The sequence below is a fragment of the Pseudogulbenkiania subflava DSM 22618 genome (genome assembly GCF_900177275.1).
Classification (GTDB): domain Bacteria; phylum Pseudomonadota; class Gammaproteobacteria; order Burkholderiales; family Chromobacteriaceae; genus Pseudogulbenkiania; species Pseudogulbenkiania subflava.
Map to the genome: position 1 here is coordinate 78,216 of NZ_FXAG01000010.1, position 22,600 is coordinate 100,815.

The window sequence follows — 22,600 nt, forward strand, 5'->3', positions numbered from 1 at the left end:
CATGGCTCAACGCAAGGGCATCATTCTTGCCGGGGGCTCCGGCTCCCGGCTCTATCCGGTCACCCTCGGCGTCTCCAAGCAGCTGCTGCCGGTGTTCGACAAGCCGATGATCTACTACCCGCTCAGCACCCTGATGCTGGCGGGCATCCGCGACGTGCTGATCATCTCGACGCCGCAGGATACGCCGCGTTTCCAGCAGCTCTTGGGGGATGGCAGCCAGTGGGGCATGAACCTCGGCTACGCGGTGCAGCCCACGCCGGACGGCATCGCACAGGCTTTTCTGATCGGCGAGTCGTTCCTGGCGAGGCAGCCGTCGGCATTGGTGCTGGGGGACAACCTGTTCTTCGGCCACGACCTGGTCGGCAAGATGAAACAGGCGGCGGAGGGTGCGAGCGGCGCCACGGTGTTCGCCTACCCGGTGCACGACCCGGAGCGCTACGGCGTGGTGGAGTTCGACCAGGCGGGTCATGTCGTCAGCCTGGAAGAGAAGCCGACGCAGCCGAAGTCGCGCTATGCGGTGACAGGGCTCTATTTCTATGACGGCCAGGTGGTCGACTTCGCGCGCGAGCTGCGTCCGTCGGCCCGTGGCGAACTGGAAATCACTGACATCAACCGCCGCTATCTCGCGGCAGGGCAGCTGGACGTGCAGGTGATGGGACGGGGCTATGCCTGGCTCGACACCGGCACCCACGAATCGCTGCTGGAAGCCAGCCAGTTCATCTCGACGCTGGAGCGGCGCCAGGGGCTGAAGATCGGCAGCCCGGAGGAGGTGGCCTGGCGCAGCGGCTTCATCGATGATGAGCAGTTGATCCGTCTGGCTCAGCCGATGAAGAAGAACGGCTACGGCCAGTACCTGCTGTCCTTGCTCAACGAACGCATCTTCTGAGTGTTTGTGAATAAATCTGCTGCGCATCCCTGATCGGGGTTCATACGCACTGCGTGCGAATCTTTCGCTGGGCACATCAACGATGTGCACGCAGAGCTTCGCTCAGCGATTAGAAATCCTCATGTACTCCGTGTACATTCCGGTTTCTGTGCTGCTCTTTACCCCGCCGAGGGCCGCTCGCAACGATTTCTTTCACACGCTCTGGGGCAAAAAATGAAAATCATCGAGACCGCGCTCAACGGTCTGCTGCTGCTAGAGCCGGTGGTGTTTGCCGACGAGCGCGGCGAGTTCTGCGAGACCTTCAATGCACGCCGCTTTGCCGCGCTGATCGGGCGCGAGGTGAGCTTCGTGCAGGATAACCGTTCGCACTCCCGGCCGAATGTGCTGCGTGGCCTGCATTACCAGCACACCCATCCGCAGGGCAAACTGGTGCAGGTGACGCAAGGCGCGGTATGGGACGTGGCGGTGGATTTGCGGCGTGCTTCGCCCTGCTTCGGGCAGTGGCACGGGGTGACGCTGTCAGCCGAGAACCGGCGCCAGTTGTGGATTCCCGAAGGGTTCGCGCACGGCTTTCTGGCTTTGCAGGACGGCGCCGAGTTCTGCTACAAGGTCAGTGACTACTGGCATGCCGGGGACGAGTATTGCATCCGCTGGGACGATCCGGCACTGGGGATCGACTGGCCGCTGGCGCAGCCACCTGTATTGTCGGACAAGGACCGGCAAGGTCTGAATTTCGCCGACGCGCCGATGTTCTGACACTGTGTGCGCTATCGGCTGCATGGGCAGCGGCCCATAGTCTTTCTGGAATTGGTGCTCTGGCCTGCTTCGGGGCAGTGTTGCCAGGCTGGCGGGAATGACGCTCTTGCGAGGACTTTGCCTTGTATTCTGCGAGGCGAGGGCTATAGTGAAAGTGCGCCCCAAGGTGGTCGGATTGATTGTAGCGGTGTGAGCAGCTAGATCGGTGCCGAGACTGGAGGGGCGCTTATCATGTCTGCCGTTTCCCTTCGAGGAAACCGGAGTTCCATTGGGGGCCGCTCATCGCCAGCGTAGTACTGGCCACTGCAACGACGGGTAGCTCGGCAGACCGTCGGCAAAGGGGGGCCAGTCCTCCCCCTGCAACAGGGGGCGCAGGTAGTCGAGAAAGTCAGGGCTCACCGAGAAACCGTCCGCGCCGATGTACGAGGCGGGTAGCCGGCGTTCGGCGTCGGCCACGTCGGCGAGCGCCACCGCGGCCATTTCCCAGTGCTCTTTCCCTTGTGCCGGACGCAACCCCACCATCACCCCGCTTTGTTCCTGCAATGCCCATTCCAGCGCCGTGCGTCCGGCTGCTTGTGCCAGCCTGAGATCGAGCGCCGAAACGAGATGGCGCGCTGTGCGTTGCAGGCAATCCGCCACCGCGGCATGGACGTGCAGGCCGCGCTGCTGCGTCAGGTAGGACGCCACGCGCTGCGCGGCGCCACCCAGTTGCTGGAACGCGGAGCCGGGGGTGTAAGGCTGTTCGGCCAGCAGCACGCCGTTGTCGTCGCGCACTCCTTCGGCGACCACCACCACGGCGTGGCCGTGCTGCCGCAGGCAGGTGTCGAGGGCATCGAGCAGGCGTTCCGGCTGATACGGCACTTCGGGCAGCAACAGCAGGTGGGGGGCGTCGCCCGGGTGGCGGGTCGCGGCGGCGCAGCCGGCGGCGAGCCAGCCGGCGTTGCGGCCCATGGTTTCCAGCAGCATCACCCGTCCCGGCCCGAGGCTCGATACGTCCAGCGCCAACTCGCGTACCGAGGCGGCCAGATACTTGGCTGCCGAGGGGTAGCCGGGGCTGAAATGGGTCGCGACAAGGTCGTTGTCGATGGTCTTGGGGATGCCGATGACCCGGAGCGGGTAACCCAGGCGCTGGCCGAATTCGGTGAGTCGCAGCGCGGTGGTCATCGAGCCGTTGCCGCCGTTGAGCAACACCGTGCCGATGCCTGCCCCGCGCAGGACGGCGCGCAGCTGATGCCAGGTCTCCGGTGCCGAGTCGTACGGCGGCAGCATCTCGCGGCTGGAGCCGAAGCAGGTGCCGGGCAGGGTGGAGAGCTGTTGCCATTGCCGTTGCGGTACCGTGTCCAGGTCGAGCAGTTCGCCCTGGCGCAGCCCGGTCAGGCCGTGCCGGGCGGCACATAGCGACACGCCGGCGTGCCGGGCCGCTTCGATCACGCCCTGGGCCGAGGCGTTGACTACCGCCGTCGGCCCTCCTGATTGCAGATACAGCACACGCGGTGAAGTCAAGGCAGGCTCCCGAGCGACGTGGGCCTGGTGCGATGGCCGCGACAGGAGCGGTCCTGCACCGGGTGCACTTCCGAGGCGGCGGGTACCACCTCTTTAATTACCACTATAACAAAGCCGTACCGCTCTTCCGCTGTTGTCTCCGGATGTTGCGACCGTCAGGCGCAGATGCTTATTTGTTCCGTGTTTGATCTGATACCGGTTGTGGTCGCGCCGCTTGACTACAGTGAAAGAGTTAAACCCTATGCATAGGGGGATTTTACGTGCGCGTGCTGCCCCGACACCTTGCCGCCCATACCTTCTACCATCTTGCCGAGCCGCTGGCTGGGCGTTGCTGCCGTGGGCTGGCCTGCTTTGCCGCACGCGCCGATGCACCGGTGCGCTGGTCGGCGGCAGAGCGCGACAGGTCTTCTCTGTATTGTCTCGGCAAGTGTTACGCCGGCCCCAGCGCGGCCGACCACGATCCGCGTCCGCACATCGAGGTGCACAGCCGTCAGGCGGTGTTGCTCGGCAACGTGCTGACGGGAGGGGTACACCGCCTGGCCGACTACGTCACGCGCGGTGGCGGGACGGCGCGGCAGCGTGCCATGGCCATGGCGCCGGAGGAACTGCGGCGCGCCGTGGAGATGTCCGGACTGCGCGGCCGCGGCGGCGCCGGCTTCCCGGCGGGGAAGAAATGGCAGGCAGTGGCGGCGCAGCCGGCCGATCGCAAGTATCTGGTGGTCAACGCCGACGAGGGCGACCCCGGCGCCTTCTCCGACCGTTTCCTGCTGGAGGACGATCCTTTCCGTGTGCTCGAGGCGATGATCATCGCCGCCCATGGCGTGGGTGCCGGGCAGGGCTATATCTATCTGCGCAAGGAGTATCCGCTGGCGGGGGCGAGGTTGGCCGACGCCATCGAGCAGGCGCGCCGGGCTGGCTGGCTGGGGGAGCGCTTCGACGTCGAGCTGGTGATCGGGGCGGGCAGCTACCTGTGCGGCGAGGAGACCGCGCTGCTCAACGCGCTGGAAGGGCGCCGCCCCGAGGTGCGGCTGCGGCCGCCGCAGATCAGCGAATACGGTCTGTTCGGCGCACCGACGCTGCTGCACAACGTCGAGACCCTGTGCGCGCTGCCGTGGATCGTCGAGCACGGCGCCGTTGCCTACGCCGCGCTCGGCTTCTCGTCGAGCCGCGGCACCAAGCTGTTGTCGCTCAATTCGCTGTTCAGCCGGCCGGGGCTGTACGAGGTCGAGTTCGGGCTGCCCTTGTTCGAGGTGGTCGACAAACTGGGTGGCGGATTGCGCCGCGGCCGCCTCAAGGGGGTCATGGTGGGCGGACCGCTGGCCGGCATCGTGCCGCCGCGCCTGCTCGATACCCCGCTGGGCTACGAGGAGATGCAGGCCATCGGGTGTGCCGTGGGGCACGGCGGGGTGATCGCCTTTGCCGACGATACCCCGCTCGCCGCCATCCTGGCCGAGGTGTTTCGCTTTGGCGCCAGCGAATCGTGCGGCAAATGCACCCCGTGCCAGCGCGGCACGCCGCAGCTGGCGGCGATGTTCGAGGCGGCGATGGAGGGAGGGCGCATCGAGCCGGGGCGTTGTGCCGATCTGCTCGACGCGCTCGGCGCCGCCAGCCTGTGCGGGCACGGGCGCGGTCTGGCCGAGTTCGCCCGGGCCGTCCAGACCCATTTTCCCGAGGAGTGGAAGGCATGCTTCAGCTGACCATCGACGGCATCGTCCAGAGCGCCGCGCCGGGCCGGCTGCTCGACGTGTTGTTGCAGGCCGGCGCCGAGGTGCCGCATCTGTGCCACGACCTGCGGCTCACGCCGCACGGCGGCTGCCGGCTGTGCCTGGTGGAGGTCGACGGCGAGCCGCGGCCGGTGGCGAGCTGCGCCTGCCAGGCCGAGGACGGCATGGTGATCCGCACCGACACGCCAGCCCTGCGCGCCTTGCGCCGTACCCACTTGCAGCTGTTGGCCGAAAGCTATCCGCCGGCGGCCATGGAGGCCGAACCGCAGCACCCGCTGCATCGGCTGTTTGCGGCCTATGACGTGGAGCCGGGCGGGCAGCTGCGCGATGGCCTGTTTCTCGACGACACGCACCCCTATATCGGCGTCGACATGACGCGCTGTATCGACTGCCAGCGCTGCGTGCGCATCTGCGAGCAGCTGCAAGGGCAGTTCGTGTGGGAGGCGTGGCAGCGCGGTGCGGCGCTGCGCATCGCCCCGGCGCACGGTGCCACCCTGCTGGAAGGGGGCTGCGTCAGCTGCGGCGCCTGCGTCGACAGCTGCCCGAGCGGGGCGCTTTACGACAAGCGCGTGACGGTGGAGGTGGAGGGCTGGACGCGCACCACCTGCGTCTACTGCGCGGTGGGCTGCCAGATGGAGGTGGGCCGTCGCGGCGCGCGGGTGGTGGCGGTGCGCCCGGCGGCGAGCCCGGTCAACCGCGGCCACCTGTGCGTCAAGGGCCGCTACGCCTTCGAATTCAACCACTCGCCCGAACGCATCGCCTGGCCGATGATCCGCGACGGTGAGGGATGGCGCCGGGTGAGCTGGGACGAGGCGCTCGACTTCACCGCCGCCAAGCTGCGCGCCATTGTCGCCGCGCATGGTGCGGACGCCATTGGCGTGCTGGGTTCGGCGCGCGCCACCAACGAAGAGAATTACCTAGCGCAGAAATTCGCCCGGGTGGTGCTCGGCACCAACAACATCGACTGCTGCGCACGCGTCTGCCACACCCCCAGCGCCAAGGCCTTGAAGACCATGCTCGGCACCGGTGCGGCGAGCAATGGCTTCGACGATATCGAGCTGGCCGGGGCGTTCCTGATCTGCGGCGCCAACCCGACCGAGAACCACCCGGTGGTGGGGGCGCGCATCAAGCAGGCGGTGCTGAACGGCGCCAGACTGGTGGTGATCGACCCGCGCCGCACCGAACTGGCCGGGCTGGCCGACGTGCACCTGGCGCCGCGACCGGGTTGCAATGTGCCGCTGTTCAACGCCATGGCGGCGACCCTGATCGAGGAAGACCTGCTCGACCATGCCTTCATCGGCGAGCGGGTCGCCGGGCTCGACGAGTTTGCCGATTTCATCGTCGACTATGCCCCGGAGCGGGTGGCGATGGAGTGTGGCGTGAGCGCCGCCGACATCCGTGCCGCCGCCCGGCTCTACGCGGCCGGCCGCCCGTCGATGTGCCTGCATGGTCTGGGTGTGACCGAGCACCTGCAGGGCACCGAGGGCGTGATGACGCTGATCAACCTGGCACTGCTCACCGGCAACCTGGGTCGGCCCGGCGCCGGCATCAACCCCCTGCGCGGGCAGAACAATGTGCAGGGGGCGGCGCACATGGGCTGCGACCCGGCGACGCTGCCCGGCGGGCAGTCGTTCAAGGAGGCCGGGGCGCGGTGCGCCTCGGCATGGGGTGCCCCGCTGCCGGAACGCCATGGCCGCAACCTGCTGCAGATGGTGGACGCCGCCGCCGCCGGGGAGCTGAAGGCGATCTGGGCCTTCGGCTACGACATCTACCTGTCGCTGGCCAACGTCGCCGAGACGACCCGGGCGCTGTCCGAGCTGGAGCTGGTGATCGTGCAGGACCTGTTCCTCAACGAAACCGCCAAGGCCTTCGGCAGCGTGTTTCTGCCGGCGGCGTCGTTCCTCGAGCGTGACGGTACCTTCATGAATTCGGACCGGCGCGTGCAGCGCATCCGCCAGGTCGTGCCTGCACCGGGGGAGGCACGGCCCGACTGGTGGATCATCCAGCAGCTGGCGGCGCGGCTGGGGCGGGCCGAGGGGTTCGATTTTGCCGGTCCGCAGGCGATCTGGGACGAGGTGCGTGCGTTGTGGCCGGAGGGTGCCGGGCTCAGTTACGCCCGCCTGGAACACGAAAGCCTGCACTGGCCCTGCCCAGACGAGCAGCATCCGGGCACCCCGGTGCTGTATCAGTCGAGCTTCCCGGTCGGCCAGCGCGCCACGCTGGCAGCCATTGCCTACCTGCCGACACCGGAACAGACCGATGCCGACTACCCGCTGCTCCTGCTCACCGGGCGTACGCTCTACCAGTTCAACGCCGGTACGCTGAGCAACCGTACCCCCGACGCGGTGCTGCGCCCGGCCGACACGCTGGACATGGCGCCGGCCGACGCCACGCGCCTGGGGCTGGCCGACGCCACGCCGGTGCGGGTGACCAGCCGCTACGGCGAGGTGGTGCTGCCGCTGCGCATCAGCCGGCAGGTACAGCCGGGGCAGGTGTTCGCCACCTTCCACGGCAGCGAACCGCTGGTGAACCGGCTGACCTCGTCGATTCGCGACCTGCAGGTGCAGGCGCCGGAGTACAAGGTGACCGCGGTGCGGGTAACGGCTGCATCGGCCTGAGGGAAAGGGAGGGCGCTGATGGCGCTATATGGATTCGATGCTTTCTCGCCGGCCGAGATCGCCGAACGGGTGGAAAAGATCGGCGTGATCAAGGCGCAGCTGCCGCTGCGGCAGATGGCGCTGCTGGGCGTACTGGCCGGTGCCTTCATCGGCCTGGGCGCGCTTTACTTCGTGCTGGTGACCAGCGACCCCGGCCTGGGTTTCGCCGCCGGCCGCGTGCTGGGCGGGCTGGTGTTTTCGCTCGGGTTGTTGCTGGTGGTGGTGGCCGGGGCGGAGCTCTTCACCGGCAACAACCTGCTTGCCATGGCCTGGGCCGATGGCCGTATCGGCACCGGCCTCTTGCTGCGGAACTGGCTGGTGGTGTGCCTGGCCAATTTTGTTGGCGCCGCCGGCTTGGCGCTGATGGTGTGGTTGTCGGGGCACCCGGCCCTGAACCACGGACTGGTGGCAGAGCAGGTGGTGCGGCTGGCCGCCGCCAAGTGCTCGGCACCGCTGGCCACGCTGTTCTGGCGCGGGGCGTTGTGCAATGTGCTGGTGTGCCTGGCGGTGTGGATGGCGATGGCCGGGCGCAGCGTCACCGACAAGATGGTGGCGGTGGTGTTTCCGATCTCGGCCTTCGTCGCCGCCGGTTTCGAGCACAGCATCGCCAACATGTACCTGATCCCGCTGGCGATGCTGCTCAAGGATGGCGTCGCCGGCCCGATTCCGTTCGCCGACGCCATCGGCTGGGGCGGCCTGTTGCGCAACCTGCTGCCGGTGATCGCCGGCAATCTGCTGGGTGGCAGCGTGCTGGTGGCGCTGGTGTATTACCTGATCTACCGACGCGGGGCCGCCGTGGCGGCGCCCGTTGCGGCGGAAAGCGGGAGCGAGTGATGCGTATCACCTTTCTGGGGGCGGTCGGCACCGTCACCGGCAGCAAGTTTCTGGTGGAGCACGGTGGTGCGCGCGTGCTGGTGGATTGCGGTTTGTTCCAGGGCTTCAAGCAGTTGCGCCTGCGCAACTGGGCGCGGCTGCCGTTCGAGCCGGCCCGCCTCGACGCCGTGGTGTTGACGCATGCCCACCTCGACCACAGCGGCTATCTGCCGCTGCTGGTGCGCGAAGGGTTTGCCGGTCCGGTGTACGCCAGCGAGGCGAGCTGCGCGCTGGCGGAGATCCTGCTGCCGGATAGCGGCCACTTGCAGGAGGAAGAGGCCGAGTACGCCAACCGCCACGGCTTCTCCAAGCACCACCCGGCACTGCCGCTCTATACCCTGGCCGACGCGGAGCGCTCGCTGAAGGCCCTGCAGATGCTGCCTTGGCATCAGCCCCGGCAGGTGGCGAAGGGGATCACGGTGACGCTCTACCCGGCTGGGCACATTCTCGGCGCCGCCATGGTGGAAATCAGCGCCGGCGGCGTGACGCTGCTGTGTTCTGGTGACCTGGGGCGACCGCACGATCCGATCATGGTGCCGCCGGAACGCATCGCCCGGGCCGACTATCTGCTGGTGGAGTCGACCTATGGCGACCGTCGCCACCCGCCGGAAGATACCGCCAAGGTGCTGGCCGAGATCATTCGGCGCACCACGGCGCGCCATGGCATCACGCTGATCCCGTCCTTCGCGGTGGGGCGCACCCAGTCGCTGATGTATTACCTGTACCGTTTGAAGCAGTCAGGAGCGATTCCGGCCGACCTGCCGGTGTTCCTCAACAGCCCGATGGCCACCGATGCCACCGAGCTCTACCACCGCTTCCGCCCCGAGCATCGTCTCAGCCCGACAGAGTGCGAGGGCATGTGCCGCGTGGCGCATATCGTGCGCACGGTGGAGGAGTCCAAGAGCCTCAACGAACGGCACGAGCCCGCCATCATCATTTCCGCCAGCGGCATGGCTACCGGCGGCCGGGTGTTGCACCACCTCAAGGCGTTCGCACCCTATGCCCGCAACACGCTGCTGTTTTCCGGCTTTCAGGCAGGCGGAACGCGCGGGGCGGCAATCGTCGGCGGAGCGGAATCGGTACGCATCCACGGCGAGGAGGTGCCGATCCGCGCCGAGGTGGTGATGCTGGAGAACCTGTCGGCGCACGCCGATGCCGGCGAAATCCTGACCTGGCTGGGGGGCTTCGAGCGTCCGCCGCGGCATACCTTCGTGGTGCACGGCGAACCGGTGGCATCTGACGCGCTGCGGCGTCGCATCGCCACCGAGCTGCATTGGCCCTGTTCGGTGCCCGAGCACGGCATGACGGTGCAGCTGGACTGAGAGCAGGTTCTTAAGAGCAGGAACACTGCTTGTTAGTCTGTGGTGAGTTCAGCCACTTACGGGTTGAACTCAGTAGGGATTCCAATCCTTCCCGCTCTTGAGAGAGGCGAGTGAAAGCGAGAGGACGAGGAGGGTGTCAAGGCAAGGCTGGTAAACTAGCGGGATTACCTTTCGATGATTCGCGAATTTGTGCGGCAAAATTGCTCGACCAATCTTGTATCTTGATTAGATAAAGCTTCTTCGTTTCGTCGATTTTATCTACATTCCAGCTGTTTTGTGCGAGCATTTGCTCATTGTCGCGTTTGAATCCCGCCAATTCCGGGTTGAACCAGACGGATGCCTTGATAAAGCCTTGGCTGGTAAAACGTTCGTAGTCCGAATAGATCATGACTGGCGGAAGATCTGCATGATTTTGATTGGCCCAGTTTCGTAAATCACCGAAATAACCCGTTGTTTGTGCGAAATTGATTACTGGCCTGATTACGAGACATTCCGGGAAGTTAAAAGAGCTATTGAAACGGGTATGGAAGTAACTGGTTTTGGTTTTCGCATACGAGCACGGATCATCGCTCCAATTTGTTGCGCCTGGCCAGTCCTTTTCATTGGCAATAAATCGAATCAGACCTGAAATTTGCCCACTTGGAGTCACTTTGGCCAGCAGCGCATTCGCGATTGGGATCGTGATACTTTGGTCGCTGGAATAAGTGTGTGTGCCATTGCTGTCAAATCTCACGGCGACAGTCCAATTGCCTGGTGGAAGTGGGAGATTCTTTTTGCCTAATGAAATTTGCCCGGTTACCGTATCGTTGATTTTTAGATCAAATAAATCTTGCGCATTTGTCCATGACGAAATTATCAAGCCATTGAAGAATAATGCTATCATCTTTTTATGCATATGATGTACCTCCTAATTGCTGTAGCATTTACTCCCTGAATTCGCCAGGTTGATAAGAGAGCATTTCCGTTTTGTACCAATTATATATACTGCTTTTATTGGTATGGTCGGTGTGTTCGCTCTTGATTATATGGCTAATTTCCGGAGCGTACCATATGACCTCTTTCAGCGGTCCGGATGCGCTGCTGTTTGCATTATGCCACTGCCCCTTTGTCAGGATCCTATAAGAGTCGTAGGAGCCTGCCGGTGCTGTAATTTTCTCCGCTCCTTCAACTGAGACATGCATTTGAACACTTGCTAATGGGTCCCGGAACGAGAAGTCATGGTGCTCCCCTATAGTAAGTGGCCATTTGAATACCTCGTAAACATTGATTGTTCCCATCGATTTGTCGATTATAAAATCATTTAGGCTAGAATTTTTTATAACAAAAAATTCTCCTTTGCTACATGTTCCGTGGTATACATAATTGCCTCCGTTCATGCCGGAAAATGTTAGCGTACTGTGCTCCCTTTCTATGCCGTTATATCCATCAAGCGTATGCATTTCAAAACGTGTTCCTGGTTATATAACTGGAGGATTGACGGGTTCAGTCATTGCCCCAGCTGAAAGCAATAAAACAATTGCACAAGCTCTGACTTTATACACTTTTGACTCACTTTTGGAGTGAGAGTGGACTGCGGGAGCACCAACCATGCCTACATGCACACCGTTTTCCAGTGGTGGCTTGATGACTTCAAATTGTTCTCGGCTAATGTCGCTTGGGTAGCTTTTTCTCACCCCCAGTGTTTCTCACATTACAACAGAGACTTTGAACAGCTCGGAGAACCTCAGCTGGCCGCCTCGCTATCGGGCGGCGCCAGCGTGTCCTTGCGGGCTCGGCGCGGTGCAGCCGGCTTGGCCGGTGCGCGCTGCAGGCGGCTCAGGCGCCGCCGGATCTCGTCCGAGTCCATCCAGACATCCGCCCCTTTGAGCACCTTGTCGACCTCCGCCGTGCTGAGGAAGGGCTGGCAGATGCGCTGCATCACCTTCTCGAACCAGCTGCTCACCGCCTGGATCTGTGCCTGCTGCTCGGTTCCCCGGCCGGCGAAGGTTCCCGAGTAGATGTGGAACATCAGCTGGCAGTTGTCCTGCACTTCCAGTTCGTCTCCGGCCAGGAAAATCAGCGCGCCCATCGAGTAGGCGCGCGCCTCGAGCACGGTGATGACGTGGGCGCAGGAGGACTGCATGTTGTTGATGATCTGCATGCCGGTGTCGAAGTCGCCGCCGATGGTGTTGAGGTGCAGGTAGATGATGTCGGTCTCGCTGGCGCTGCGCAGCGTGTAGAACAGATTGGTGTAGAAGTGCGAGGCCTGGATTTCGCCGCACAGGTAGAAGGAAATCTCGCTCAGCTGCGAGCGTATTTCGTAGCGTGACAGTCCCTGGAACACCGGGGACTCGGGCAGATCCTCGCCTGGCTCGCCCTGGGTGCTGATGGTCGGTTTGGTCATGGAGCCTCCACGGTGCTGGCCATGATTCCATCTTAGAGCCCATTTCCGCAGGCGACCACGCCTTCGCGCCGGGCGTGCCGTCTTCCTTTCCCCTTTTTCTTCCCTGGCCGCCAAGGCTCGCCGCGTCCCTTGTTACGGAAGTTCTTCCCTGGTCGCTGTGATGTACTTGTTGCGTGCCTTGTCCCTCCTTGCCGCGGCCATTCCGTTAGCGGTTGCGTAGTAGTTTTACTACAAATATACTCGATTGGAGTCGTGTTCATTCCCTTTCGCGGCTGGGCATGTCGGCAAGGCCGATTTGGCGTGCCGAGACGGTGCTGTCGTGGCCGATTGTTTTGCCTTAATGGATTGTTGTTGAAGGATTTGTTGGGATTTTTGGTACGGATGTCAGCCGTGTGGAGCCAGGCCGGGTGATGTCCGTTGACAGTTAATGTGAAATCGATTTCAATGTAGTTCTACTACATAAGGACAAGGAGGAGTGAGTATGGGTACATGCAGCGAACGCCAGAGCCGCGGCACCAAGATCATCGCCACGCTGGGCCCGGCCAGCAGCACCGTGGACACCATCGCCGCCCTGCACCAGGCCGGCGCCGACGTGTTCCGCCTCAACTTCAGCCACGGCGCCCACGAAGACCACGCCGCCCGGCTCGCCGCCATCCGCCAGGTGGAGCACCAGACCGGCCGCCCCATCGGCGTCCTGCTCGACCTGCAGGGCCCCAAGCTGCGCGTGTGGAGCTTCGCCGACGGCCAGGCCGAACTCGTCGCCGGCCAGGCCTTCCGCTTCGACCGCAACCCGGAACCGGGCAACCACGAGCGCGTCTGCCTGCCTCACCCCGAAATCTTTGCCGCCGTCACCCCCGGCGACCAGCTGCTGGTCGACGACGGCCGCCTGCGTTTCCGCGTCACAGCGGTAGCGCCCGACACCATCGACACCGAGGTGGTGGCCGGCGGCCTCATCTCCGACCGCAAGGGCGTCAACGTGCCGGACGCCGCGCTGGCGGTGTCGGCGCTGTCGATCAAGGACCGCCGTGACCTCGAGTTCGGCCTGGAACTGGGCGTGGACTGGGTGGCGCTGTCGTTCGTGCAGCGCCCCGAGGACGTGATGGAAGTGCGCGAGCTGATCGGCGGGCGCGCCAAGCTGATGGCCAAGATCGAGAAGCCGCTGGCGGTGCAGAACCTCGAGGCGATCATCGAGGTGGCCGACGCCATCATGGTGGCGCGCGGCGACCTCGGCGTGGAGCTGCCGCCGGAAGAGGTGCCGTCGATCCAGAAGCGCATCGTGCGGCTGTGCCGCGAGGCCGGCAAGCCGGTGGTGGTCGCCACCCAGATGCTGGAATCGATGATCAAGGCGCCGGCGCCGACCCGCGCCGAGGCCTCCGATGTCGCCACCGCGGTGTACGACGGCGTCGACGCCGTGATGCTGTCGGCGGAATCGGCTGCCGGCCACTACCCGGTCGAAGCGGTTTCGATGATGCAGCGCATCATCCGCCACACCGAGGGCGACCCGCTGCAGCGCCAGCTGATGCAGGCGGTGACCACGCGCCACCAGGCCAACTCCACCGACGCCATCGGCGCGGCGATCCACAGCGTGGCCGGGGTGCTGCCGGTGGGCGCCACCATCACCTACACCACCTCGGGCGCCACCGCCTTCCGCGTCGCGCACGAGCGCCCGGCCTCGCCGATCCTGAGCCTGACGCCGAACCGTACCGTGGCGCGCCAGCTGGCGCTGCTGTGGGGGGTGACCTCGTACGCCACCGAGGACGCCAAGAACGTCGAGGACATGGTGGAGAAGGCCAGCGACGCGGCCAAGAGCACCGGCTACTACCAGCCCGGCCGGCCGCTGATCGTGGTGGCCGGCATTCCGTTCGGCACGCCGGGTTCGACCAATCTACTGCGCGTGGTCTGGCCCGACTGATGGCGAGGGCATCCCTCTGTTGCGCGCCCCGATCCCGGCTCTGTGATGCTCGCCGTACCACCTGTACGGCGGTGCTTCTCGAACCGGCCTGGGGGCGCTCACGACGAGGTCTTGCCCCCGCGCTGAGCCCAGAACTGCCCTATACAGTACGCACTGCACACAAAGGACATAGAGAGTGAACACCATCGAACAACTGCAAGCCCTGTTCCCCGACGAAAACGCCGTACCGGCCGACTGCCAGATCCTCGCCCCGCTGCACCAGCGCACGCTGCTGGTGAACGGCCAACTCAAGATGTGGCACGGCGAGACGCGCGCCGTGCAGTCGCCGGTCTACACCCGCCAGGACAATGGCGAATTGGCGCGCGTCGAGCTCGGCAGCATCCCGGTCACCGGCAAGGACGAAGCCGACGAGGCGCTGGCCGCCGCCGTGGCCGCCTACGACAATGGCCGTGGCGCCTGGCCGACCATGTCGGTGGCCGAGCGCATCGGCTGCGTCGAGGAATTCACGCGCCAGATCCTCGCCAAGCGCCGCGAGATCGTGAACCTGATCATGTGGGAGATCGGCAAGAGCCTGCCCGACTCCGAGAAGGAATTCGACCGCACCATCGTCTATATCAAGGACACCATCGACGCCCTGAAGAAGCTCGACAACGACAACTCGCGCTTCCAGATCGTCGACGGCACCATCGGCCAGATTCGCCGCTCGCCGCTCGGCATCACGCTGTGCCTGGGGCCGTACAACTACCCGATGAACGAAACCTTCACCACGCTGATCCCGGCGCTGATCATGGGCAACGTGGTGCTGTTGAAGCCGCCGAAGTTCGGCACGCTGCTCTACTACCCGATGCTGGAAGCGTTCCGCAGTGCCTTCCCTGCCGGGGTGATCAACACCGTGTACGGCAAGGGCTCGGAGCTGGTGCCGCACCTGATGTCGAGTGGCAAGATCAACGTGCTGGCGCTGATCGGCTCCAGCCGCGTCGCCGACCAGCTGAAGAAGGCGCACCCGAAATCCAACCGCCTGCGCGCGGTGCTGGGGCTCGACGCCAAGAACGCCGCCATCATCCTGCCGGACGCCGACCTGGACTTGGCGGTGAAGGAATGCATCGCCGGCTCGCTGTCGTTCAACGGCCAGCGCTGCACCGCGATCAAGATGATCCTGGTGCACCAGTCCATCGCCGAGGCCTTCCTGCGTCGTTTCTCCGAGGCGGTGAACGCGCTCAAGGTGGGCATGCCGTGGGAGAAGGGCGTGATGGTGACGCCGCTGCCGGACCAGGAAAAGTGTGCTTACCTGACCGAGTGCGTCGAAGACGCCAAGGCCAAGGGCGCGCGCGTGATCAACGAAGGCGGCGGCAGCGTGGCCGAGACGCTGTTCCACCCGGCGGTGGTGTTCCCGGTCAAGGAAGGCATGAAGCTGTACCGCGAGGAGCAGTTCGGCCCGGTGATCCCGGTGGCACCGTTCGAGGACATCGAGGACGCGCTGGACTACGTGATTAGCTCGGACTACGGCCAGCAGGTGAGCCTGTTCGGCAGCAACCCGCACCAGATCGCCGAGCTGGTCGATCCGCTGGTGAACCAGGTGTGCCGCGTCAACATCAACTGCCAGTGCCAGCGCGGTCCGGACGTGTTCCCGTTCGCGGGCCGCAAGGATTCGGCGGAGGGCACGCTGTCGGTGCACGATGCGCTGCGTGCCTTCTCGATCCGCTCGATGGTGGCGGCGAAAGAGACCGAGTCGAGCAAGAAGCTGCTGGATGCGATCGTGCTGTCGAATGAGAGTAATTTCATCAATACGCGCTTCATTCTCTAAGCCGTATGAGACCACCCTCCAGGTTGGCCGAAGCCCGCCTGGAGGGCCGTTTTCCACAACCCTGCCGAACCCGGCGGGGTTTCTGTTTTAGAACCTGTTCACGATCTGTCGCGAGCAGCCCTCAGCGGGGTGAAGAGCAGCGCAGGAAGCGGAATGTACTGGGGTACATGAGGATTCCTGATTGCTCAGCGATAGATTCGCACGCAGTGCACATGAGCCCCGATCAGGGATGCGCAGCAAGATCGTGAACAGGTTCTTACGAGGACTAACCCATGCCCCACCCCCTACGTGTCGGCCTGGTCGGCTACGGCAGCGCCGCCAAGACCTTTCACGCCCCGCTGATTAGCGCCACCCCCGGCCTCGAACTGGTCGCCGTCGCCAGCCGTCGCCCGGATCAGGTGCGCGCCGAGCGTCCGTCGCTCGAGGTCGAGGCCACCCCCGAGGCCTTGTTCGCGCGCGCCGACATCGACCTCGTCGTCATCCCGACCCCGAACGAGACCCACCATGCGCTGGCGCGCGCCGCGTTGCTGGCGGGCAAGCACGTGGTGGTGGACAAGCCGTTCACCGTCACCGTGGCCGAGGCCCGCGAGCTGGAGGCGCTGGCGCGGGATGCCGGACGCGTGCTGTCGGTGTTCCACAACCGACGCTGGGACGCCGATTTCCTGACGCTGCAGGCGCTGCTCGACGAGGGCCGGCTGGGCCGCGTGGTGCAGTTCGAGTCGCACTTCGACCGCTTCCGCCCCGAGGTGCCGCAGCGCTGGCGCGAGAGCGCGGCGAGCGCCGGTTCCGGACTGTGGTACGACCTGGGGCCGCACCTGGTGGACCAGGCGCTGCAGTTGTTCGGCCAACCTTTGGGCATCTCGCTGACGCGCACCACGCTGCGCGACGGCGCCGAGGTGGACGATTACTTCCATGCGCTGCTGCGCTACGAGCGGCTGCAGGTGATCCTGCACGCCAGCACGCTGACCGCCGAGCCGGGGGCGCGTTTCGCCATGCACGGCACCGCCGCGAGCTACCTCAAGCACGGGCTGGACGAGCAGGAGGCCGCGCTCAAGGCCGGACTGTTTCCGCCCGACGCCGACTGGGGCCGCGACGAGCGCGACGGTATCCTCACGGAATGGCATGACGGTCAGCCCGGGCACGAGCGCGTGCCGACGCGGCGCGGCGATTACCCGGCCTACTATGCGGCGCTGCGCGACGCCATCCGGCACGGTGCGGCCAACCCGGTGCCGGCCGCCGACGCCATCGCCGTGATGCGCGTGATCGAGGCCGGCTGCCTGAGCGCCGCCGAGGGGAGGGAAGTGCCGTTCGCTGCCGAGGAGGTGGTCGCATGAGCCAGTTGGATGTCGAAGCCGATCTCGCCCGCATCGCGCGGCAGGAGGAGCGGCTGCAGTTCGACCATTTCGACGGTGCCACCGCCTGGGAGCTGGGCTGCCGCCTCAAGGCCGCCGCCGAGGCGCGTGGGGCGGCGCTGGCGATCGAGATTCGTCTTGCCGGTGAGACGGTGTTCTTCCTCGCGATGGAGGGAACGACGCCGCTCAATGCCGACTGGGCGCGGCGCAAGCGCAACCTGGTGGAGCTGATGCACAAGAGCTCCTACGCCGTGGGACTCGCGCTGCAGCGCGACGGCCAGACGCTAGAGAGCAAGCTCGGGCTCGCCACGCGCGACTACGCCGCGCACGGCGGCAGCTTTCCGCTGCGGCTGGCCGGCAGCGGCTGCATCGGCGCCGTCACCGTGTCCGGCCTGCCGCAGCGCGAGGATCATGCGCTGATCGTCGCGGTGCTGGCGGATTACCTGGAGCTGCCGCTGGCCGAACTGGCGCTGGATTGAACCCTCAAGGCCGCCCTACTACAGCCACAGCAAAAAGCCCGTCCTCGCGACGGGCTTTTTGTGGGCTGACGGCGGCTCAGGCTTCCTGCGGCTGCGCCTGGCTCGGCTTCACCGGCGCCGGGGAGGGGGCCGGCTCGGCGCCGTTCACCTGGCGGTAGAACGCGATCAGCTTGGCGGTCGAGCTGTCGTGCTCGGCCGGGCCACACTTGCCGGACAGCTCGGCGTGGATGGTCTTGGCGAGCTGTTTGCCCAGCTCCACCCCCCACTGGTCGAAGCTGTTGATGCCCCAGATCGCGCCCTGCACGAAGATCTTGTGCTCGTAGAGCGCGATCAGCGCGCCGAGGTGGCGCGGGTCGAGCCGGCTCATGAGCAGGGTGTTGGTGGGGCGGTTGCCGCCGAACACCTTGTGCGGCACCAGCTTTTCCAGCGCCTCGCCCTTTAGTCCCTGCGCCGTCAGTTCGGCGCGCACCTCGTCGGCGGTCTTGCCGCGCATGAAGGCCTCGGCCTGGGCGAACAGGTTGGCGAGCAGGATCTCGTGGTGGCCGGGCAGCGAGCTGCGGTTCTCCAGCGAGGCGATCAGGTCGATCGGCGAGGTGTGGGTGCCCTGGTGCAACAGCTGGAAGAAGGCGTGCTGGCCGTTGATGCCGGTCTCGCCCCAGATGATCGGCGCCGTTTCGAAGTCCACCGGCTGGCCGTCGCGCATCGTCTGCTTGCCGTTCGATTCCATGTCGAGCTGCTGGATGAAGGCCGGCAGGCGGTGCAGGTACTGGTCGTAGGGCGCGATCACATGGCTGCCGCCGCCGTAGAAGTTGATGTACCAGATGCCGATCAGCGCCAGGATCACCGGCATGTTGGCTTCCAGAGGCGCGTTGCGGAAATGCTGGTCCATGCCGTGTGCGCCGTCCAAGAGTTCGAGGAAGCTTTCCTCGCCCAGGTACAGCATGATCGGCAGGCCGATGGCTGACCACAGGCTGAAGCGGCCGCCCACCCAGTCCCAGAATTCGAACATATTGGCCGGGTCGATGCCGAACTCGGCCACCGCCTGCTTGTTGGTCGATACCGCGACGAAATGCTTGGCCACCGCCGCCTCGTCGCGCGCCTGGCGCAGGAACCACTCGCGCGCGGTCAGTGCGTTGGTCAGGGTTTCCTGGGTGGTGAAGGTCTTCGATTCGATCACGAACAGCGTGGTCTCGGGATGCACGCGCTTGAGCGTCTCCTTGAGTTGCGAGCTGTCGACGTTGGAGACGAAGTGCATGTTCATGCGCGGGTGGGCGTAGGGGCGCAGCGCCTGGCACACCATCAGCGGGCCCAGGTCCGAGCCGCCGATGCCGATGTTGACGATGTCGGTGATCGGCTGGCGGGTGTAGCCCAGCCACTCGCCGTTCCTGACCGCCTGGCTGAAGCGGCCCATGCGCTCGAGCACCGAGTTGACCTTGGGCATGACGTCCTCGCCGTCGACCAGGATCGGGGTGTCGGCGCGGTTGCGTAAGGCCACGTGCAGCACGGCGCGGCTCTCGGTGACGTTGATCTTCTCGCCTTGGAACATGGCCTCGATCTGCTCCGGCAGTCCGGCTTCTTCGGCCAACTGCAACAGCAGGGTCAGGGTCTGGTCGCTGATGCGGTTCTTGGAGTAGTCGAGCGTCAGCCCTTCGGCTTGCAGCCAGTAGCGTTCGGCGCGCTCGGGGTCGGCGGCGAACAGCTCGCGCATGTGCCAGTCGCGCGCGCGCGAAAAGTGGTTCCACAGGGTGCGCCAGGCCGGCAGTTGGGTGAGCTTGCTCACAGTACACTCCTTGAGTTTGGACGTTTCGACACGAGTCGGATAACCATCACATTAAGAGCCCGGACTGGCCATCGGACCAGTCCGGTTTTATCGCTGCTTTAGAGTCGCGAACAAAACCCAGTGCAACGATCTTGGCTAGGCGCGCGGCCGCAGACAGTACACGTAGTACGGCAAGGCCGCGCAACAACGCCAAGAGGGTTTTGTTAGTGGCTCTTAGAAGCCGTGGTGCATGCCGATCACCAGCTCGCTGCTGGCACGGTCATCGCTGCTGACCTTGCTGTGCAGGTATTCCGCCAGCAGCGCGGTGCGTTTGGAGAGGTCGTAGCTGGTGCCCAGCACGAACTCGTTGCGGTGCTTGTCGTTGACGTACTGGTAGTTGTTGGTGCGCAGCACCGAAGCGCGCAGCGCCAACCGGTCCGGCTTGTACTCGGCCAGCAGCATCAGGCTCTTCATGGCGACGGGATCGGCCGGCACCACGAAGGACGTGCTGCTGCCGGTGAGCGCCCCCGGGGTGGTGGCCGAGAGCCGGGAATGGTTGTATTCCGCCGCCAGCGTCAGTCCCTGCAACGGAGTGATCTTGCCGGCTGCCACCCAATCGTCGGCGTGGCCGACGTTCACGAAGGGCGCCGTGGCGTTGTTGACTAGGTCCTGGCGCTGATAGCCGGCGTGCAGGCCGTAATTGGCGCCTTCGAAGTTGCCCCCCAGCGCCCAGGCGTTGCCGGCCGCGCTGCCCGAGCCCTTCTCGCCGGCCGCCCAACTGGCGGCGGCGTTGAACTGGCCGAACTTGGGCGTTTCGTACTTGATTGCCCCTTTCGAGTTGCCGGCATCGCTCAGCCCCAGCACGCCGCCGACGCCGCGGTCCGGACCGTGGTCGCCCAGGTCGAAGAAGTTGGCTTTCCAGTAGCCGTCACCGTAGGCATCGATGCCGTGCCCCAGCTTGACCGCGCCGAACGCGCCCGACAGGCCGACGAAGGTATCGCCGGAGGCAAAGGTATCGCCGGCCTGGCCGCCGTCGATGTGCACGTTGTTGTTCATCTGCCAGATGGCCTTGAGGCCGTCGCCAAGGTCTTCGCTGCCGACGAAGTCGATTTCAGAACCGAAGTCCTTCACACCGTTCACATGGGTGCCGTCGACGTTGCTCTTGCGCTGCAGGCCGCCTTCCATCTTGCCGATGATGCTGACGTCCGCCAGCGCGGCGCCGGAAAACAGCGACAGCACGGCCGAAGCCAGCACGACGTTTTTCACGTTCATGATTTTGGTTTTCATCTTTCTCCTCCACTCTTTTTTTAAAGGCACTGCGTCATGCGGGCTCTTGCCCATCATTTCTTGTGTTCGAACAAACGCTCCCTGATTTCTTGTCCGTCATGGCCCGGTCTGTCCGGCGGCGGGGTGTCACGCCTCGGGGAAGGTCAGCCCCAGCGCCAGACTGATCTGGCGCGCCACCCCGGCCTCGTCGTGGTGGCCGGCCTCGGCTATCTCGGGCAGCAGGGCGGACAGGCGCGGGCTGGCGTTGGCCATGCGGAACGGGTGGCCGACGCTTTGCAGCATCTCCACGTCGTTGAGGCCGTCGCCGAACGCCGCGCAGTGCGCCGGCGCCACGTCCAGGCGTGCCAGCAGACGCGTCAGCGCGCGGCCCTTGCTGACGCCGGGAGCCATCACTTCGAGGTAGTCGGGGCGCGAGTAGGTCAGCGCCAGCGCGCTGCCGAAACGCTGGCGGATCACGGCCTCGATCTCGGCCAGGCGCGCCGGCGGGGCGGTGTACATCAACTTGGCCACGCCCTCGCCGGAGTGCTGCGACAGGTCGTCGCACTGCCGGGAAAAACCGGTTTCGGCGTCGCGGTGAACGTAGCCGTCGTGCAGACAGCACAGCCCGCCGTCGTCCAGGTACAGGCTCAAGCGGGTGCCGTACGCGAACTCCGGCTGCACCAGCGCGCGAACATGCTCGGCGGACACATCGTCGGCGTACAGCAGGGTGCCGTCGCCGCCGTGGACGCGGGCGCCGTTCGAGGTGATCAGGCTGATCGGCAGCTCCAGTGCGGCGGTTAGGCGCTGCACGTCGAGCACGTGACGGCCGGTGGCGATGATCAGGTGCACGCCGCGCGCGGCGGCGGCGCGCAGGGTGGCGGCGGTGAACGGCGTGATGGTCTCGCGGGCATCCAGCAGGGTGCCGTCGAGATCGGAGGCGATCGCAGCGTACATGGCGGTTCTCACAGGGCTAGGTCGGGGTGGGGCGAGGCGTGCGGCGCCTCGCGTCGGCTCAGCAGGGCGTCCACTTCGGCGCGGCTCGGCGGGTGCGCGCCGGCACGCTGGCAGGCGGCCGCGGCGGTGGCGGCGGCGAAGGGCAGCGCGTCCGCCGTGGCCGGTTGTTCGAGCGTGGCCACGATCCAGCCCGCCAGGCTGGCGTCGCCGGCGCCGACGGTATCGGCCACCGTCACCTTGACGGCCGGCTGGTGCGTCGCCTGCTGCGCGGTGAGCAGGCGCAGGCCCTGGGCGCCCTCGGTGTAGAGGATGCGCAGCGTCGGGTTCCAGTCGAGCAGGGTGGCGAGCGCGGCCTCGGTGCTGCAGTCGGGCAGCAGCTGCGCCAGGTCCTCGTCGGATACCTTGATGTCGTTGGCGAGGCGGACCATTTCCTCGAAGGTGGCGCGGTAAGCGCCGTCCATCAGGTTGCGCCAGTTGGGGTCGAAGGTGATGCGCTTGCCGGCGGCGCGGGCGGTGCGGGCGATCTCCAGCAGCCGGCCCGCCAGCGGCGCGCGCGCCAGGCTGATGGAGCCGAAGTGGACCACCTCGGCCGCCTCCAGCCAGCCTTCCGGCAATTGTTCCGGGTCGAACGCCAGATCGGCCGAGTCGCCGCCGGCGAAGAAGTAGCGCGGCGGATGCTGCGACGGCACCAGCGCCAGGAACGGCGGCTTGGCGGCGCGCTGCAGAAAGCGCGGGTCGAGCCCGATGGCCAGGGTTGCTTCGGCCAACTCGTCGCCCAGATCGTCCTCGCTCACCGCGCCGGCGAAGGCCGCCGGCACGCCCAGGCTGGCGACGGCGCGCGCCACGTTCCAGCAGGCGCCGCCGACGCGGCTCGCCCAGACGCCGGGAGCGGTTTGCAGAAAGTCGGTGAGCGCCTCACCGAACACGACCACGCGGGGCAGTGGCTTCGTCATATCCTTACTCCACATCG

At 65.5% G+C, this 22,600-nt stretch carries 18 protein-coding genes; 10 read left to right on the plus strand and 8 right to left on the minus strand.

Annotated features, from left to right (window positions below):
* Window position 1: 1 nt before the first annotated feature.
* Both rfbA and rfbC read left to right on the plus strand, forming a co-directional pair.
* Window positions 2–886: a glucose-1-phosphate thymidylyltransferase RfbA gene (gene rfbA / locus B9N72_RS10855; protein ID WP_085276416.1), complete on the plus strand. Its 885-nt coding sequence runs from the start codon at window positions 2–4 to the stop codon at window positions 884–886.
* 213 nt (window positions 887–1,099) lie between these two features.
* On the plus strand, window positions 1,100–1,642 hold the full coding sequence (rfbC, locus tag B9N72_RS10860; RefSeq protein WP_085276417.1) for a dTDP-4-dehydrorhamnose 3,5-epimerase: 543 nt from the start codon (window positions 1,100–1,102) through the stop codon (window positions 1,640–1,642).
* Between the two features lie 279 nt (window positions 1,643–1,921).
* Here rfbC and B9N72_RS10865 read toward each other — a convergent pair whose 3' ends face one another.
* Entirely contained in the window at window positions 1,922–3,145 is a 1,224-nt protein-coding gene (locus tag B9N72_RS10865; RefSeq protein WP_200810949.1) for a diphosphate--fructose-6-phosphate 1-phosphotransferase, read from the minus strand.
* 260 nt (window positions 3,146–3,405) lie between these two features.
* Between B9N72_RS10865 and B9N72_RS10870 the strand changes: the two genes are divergently transcribed.
* From B9N72_RS10870 to B9N72_RS10885, 4 genes are read left to right on the plus strand one after another with little or no spacing between them, the layout of a single operon-like run.
* Window positions 3,406–4,842, plus strand: a complete 1,437-nt coding sequence (locus tag B9N72_RS10870) for a complex I 51 kDa subunit family protein (protein ID WP_143477808.1) — start codon at window positions 3,406–3,408, stop codon at window positions 4,840–4,842.
* On the plus strand, window positions 4,830–7,487 hold the full coding sequence (gene fdhF, locus B9N72_RS10875) for a formate dehydrogenase subunit alpha (protein ID WP_085276418.1): 2,658 nt from the start codon (window positions 4,830–4,832) through the stop codon (window positions 7,485–7,487). The genes B9N72_RS10870 and fdhF overlap by 13 nt, the downstream gene beginning before the upstream one ends.
* An 18-nt stretch (window positions 7,488–7,505) precedes the next feature.
* Window positions 7,506–8,360 (plus strand): formate/nitrite transporter family protein, encoded by an 855-nt coding sequence (locus B9N72_RS10880; protein ID WP_085276419.1) that lies wholly within the window; start codon window positions 7,506–7,508, stop codon window positions 8,358–8,360.
* Entirely contained in the window at window positions 8,360–9,721 is a 1,362-nt protein-coding gene (locus B9N72_RS10885) for an MBL fold metallo-hydrolase RNA specificity domain-containing protein (protein ID WP_085276420.1), read from the plus strand. Before B9N72_RS10880 ends, B9N72_RS10885 begins: the two co-directional genes overlap by 1 nt.
* 136 nt (window positions 9,722–9,857) lie before the next feature.
* Here B9N72_RS10885 and B9N72_RS20780 read toward each other — a convergent pair whose 3' ends face one another.
* The 3 genes from B9N72_RS20780 to B9N72_RS10890 form a co-directional block, all read right to left on the minus strand.
* Complete coding sequence (locus B9N72_RS20780) at window positions 9,858–10,616, minus strand: hypothetical protein (protein ID WP_143477809.1); 759 nt, start codon at window positions 10,614–10,616, stop codon at window positions 9,858–9,860.
* A 28-nt stretch (window positions 10,617–10,644) separates the two neighbouring features.
* A complete protein-coding gene (locus B9N72_RS20785; RefSeq protein ID WP_143477810.1) occupies window positions 10,645–11,160 on the minus strand; it encodes a hypothetical protein in 516 nt (171 codons plus the stop codon).
* Between the two features lie 284 nt (window positions 11,161–11,444).
* The gene (locus tag B9N72_RS10890; RefSeq protein WP_085276421.1) at window positions 11,445–12,104 is read right to left on the minus strand and encodes a Clp protease ClpP; all 660 of its coding nucleotides are present in this window, start codon (window positions 12,102–12,104) and stop codon (window positions 11,445–11,447) included.
* Between the two features lie 481 nt (window positions 12,105–12,585).
* Between B9N72_RS10890 and pyk the strand changes: the two genes are divergently transcribed.
* From pyk to B9N72_RS10910, 4 genes are all read left to right on the plus strand, one after another.
* Entirely contained in the window at window positions 12,586–14,016 is a 1,431-nt protein-coding gene (pyk, locus tag B9N72_RS10895; protein WP_085276422.1) for a pyruvate kinase, read from the plus strand.
* Window positions 14,017–14,191: 175 nt separating this feature from the next.
* The gene (locus tag B9N72_RS10900; protein ID WP_085276423.1) at window positions 14,192–15,820 is read left to right on the plus strand and encodes an NADP-dependent glyceraldehyde-3-phosphate dehydrogenase; all 1,629 of its coding nucleotides are present in this window, start codon (window positions 14,192–14,194) and stop codon (window positions 15,818–15,820) included.
* Window positions 15,821–16,092: 272 nt separating this feature from the next.
* Window positions 16,093–17,154, plus strand: coding sequence for an oxidoreductase (locus B9N72_RS10905; RefSeq protein WP_085276424.1), 1,062 nt, complete (start codon window positions 16,093–16,095; stop codon window positions 17,152–17,154).
* Window positions 17,151–17,651 (plus strand): heme-degrading domain-containing protein, encoded by a 501-nt coding sequence (locus tag B9N72_RS10910; protein WP_085276425.1) that lies wholly within the window; start codon window positions 17,151–17,153, stop codon window positions 17,649–17,651. The genes B9N72_RS10905 and B9N72_RS10910 overlap by 4 nt, the downstream gene beginning before the upstream one ends.
* 76 nt (window positions 17,652–17,727) lie before the next feature.
* Here B9N72_RS10910 and pgi read toward each other — a convergent pair whose 3' ends face one another.
* The 4 genes from pgi to B9N72_RS10930 form a co-directional block, all read right to left on the minus strand.
* On the minus strand, window positions 17,728–19,431 hold the full coding sequence (gene pgi, locus B9N72_RS10915) for a glucose-6-phosphate isomerase (RefSeq protein ID WP_085276426.1): 1,704 nt from the start codon (window positions 19,429–19,431) through the stop codon (window positions 17,728–17,730).
* Window positions 19,432–19,644: 213 nt separating this feature from the next.
* Window positions 19,645–20,697 carry a porin gene (locus B9N72_RS10920; protein WP_085276427.1) on the minus strand — a complete coding sequence of 351 codons (1,053 nt, stop codon included), beginning with the start codon at window positions 20,695–20,697 and terminating at the stop codon, window positions 19,645–19,647.
* Between the two features lie 126 nt (window positions 20,698–20,823).
* Window positions 20,824–21,630, minus strand: coding sequence for a Cof-type HAD-IIB family hydrolase (locus tag B9N72_RS10925; protein WP_085276428.1), 807 nt, complete (start codon window positions 21,628–21,630; stop codon window positions 20,824–20,826).
* A gap of 8 nt (window positions 21,631–21,638) precedes the next feature.
* The gene (locus B9N72_RS10930) at window positions 21,639–22,583 is read right to left on the minus strand and encodes a carbohydrate kinase family protein (protein WP_085276429.1); all 945 of its coding nucleotides are present in this window, start codon (window positions 22,581–22,583) and stop codon (window positions 21,639–21,641) included.
* Window positions 22,584–22,600 lie beyond the last annotated feature (17 nt).

Coding starts and splice junctions, on each gene's coding strand:
- fdhF (WP_085276418.1), top strand. CDS start 4,830: ATGCTTCAGCTGACCATCGACGGCATCGTCCAGAGCGCCGCGCCGGGC.
- B9N72_RS10890 (WP_085276421.1), bottom strand. CDS start 12,104: ATGACCAAACCGACCATCAGCACCCAGGGCGAGCCAGGCGAGGATCTG.
- B9N72_RS10920 (WP_085276427.1), bottom strand. CDS start 20,697: ATGAAAACCAAAATCATGAACGTGAAAAACGTCGTGCTGGCTTCGGCC.
- B9N72_RS10905 (WP_085276424.1), top strand. CDS start 16,093: ATGCCCCACCCCCTACGTGTCGGCCTGGTCGGCTACGGCAGCGCCGCC.
- rfbC (WP_085276417.1), top strand. CDS start 1,100: ATGAAAATCATCGAGACCGCGCTCAACGGTCTGCTGCTGCTAGAGCCG.
- rfbA (WP_085276416.1), top strand. CDS start 2: ATGGCTCAACGCAAGGGCATCATTCTTGCCGGGGGCTCCGGCTCCCGG.
- B9N72_RS20785 (WP_143477810.1), bottom strand. CDS start 11,160: ATGCATACGCTTGATGGATATAACGGCATAGAAAGGGAGCACAGTACG.
- B9N72_RS10885 (WP_085276420.1), top strand. CDS start 8,360: ATGCGTATCACCTTTCTGGGGGCGGTCGGCACCGTCACCGGCAGCAAG.
- B9N72_RS10880 (WP_085276419.1), top strand. CDS start 7,506: ATGGCGCTATATGGATTCGATGCTTTCTCGCCGGCCGAGATCGCCGAA.
- B9N72_RS10925 (WP_085276428.1), bottom strand. CDS start 21,630: ATGTACGCTGCGATCGCCTCCGATCTCGACGGCACCCTGCTGGATGCC.
- B9N72_RS20780 (WP_143477809.1), bottom strand. CDS start 10,616: ATGCATAAAAAGATGATAGCATTATTCTTCAATGGCTTGATAATTTCG.
- pyk (WP_085276422.1), top strand. CDS start 12,586: ATGGGTACATGCAGCGAACGCCAGAGCCGCGGCACCAAGATCATCGCC.
- B9N72_RS10930 (WP_085276429.1), bottom strand. CDS start 22,583: ATGACGAAGCCACTGCCCCGCGTGGTCGTGTTCGGTGAGGCGCTCACC.
- B9N72_RS10910 (WP_085276425.1), top strand. CDS start 17,151: ATGAGCCAGTTGGATGTCGAAGCCGATCTCGCCCGCATCGCGCGGCAG.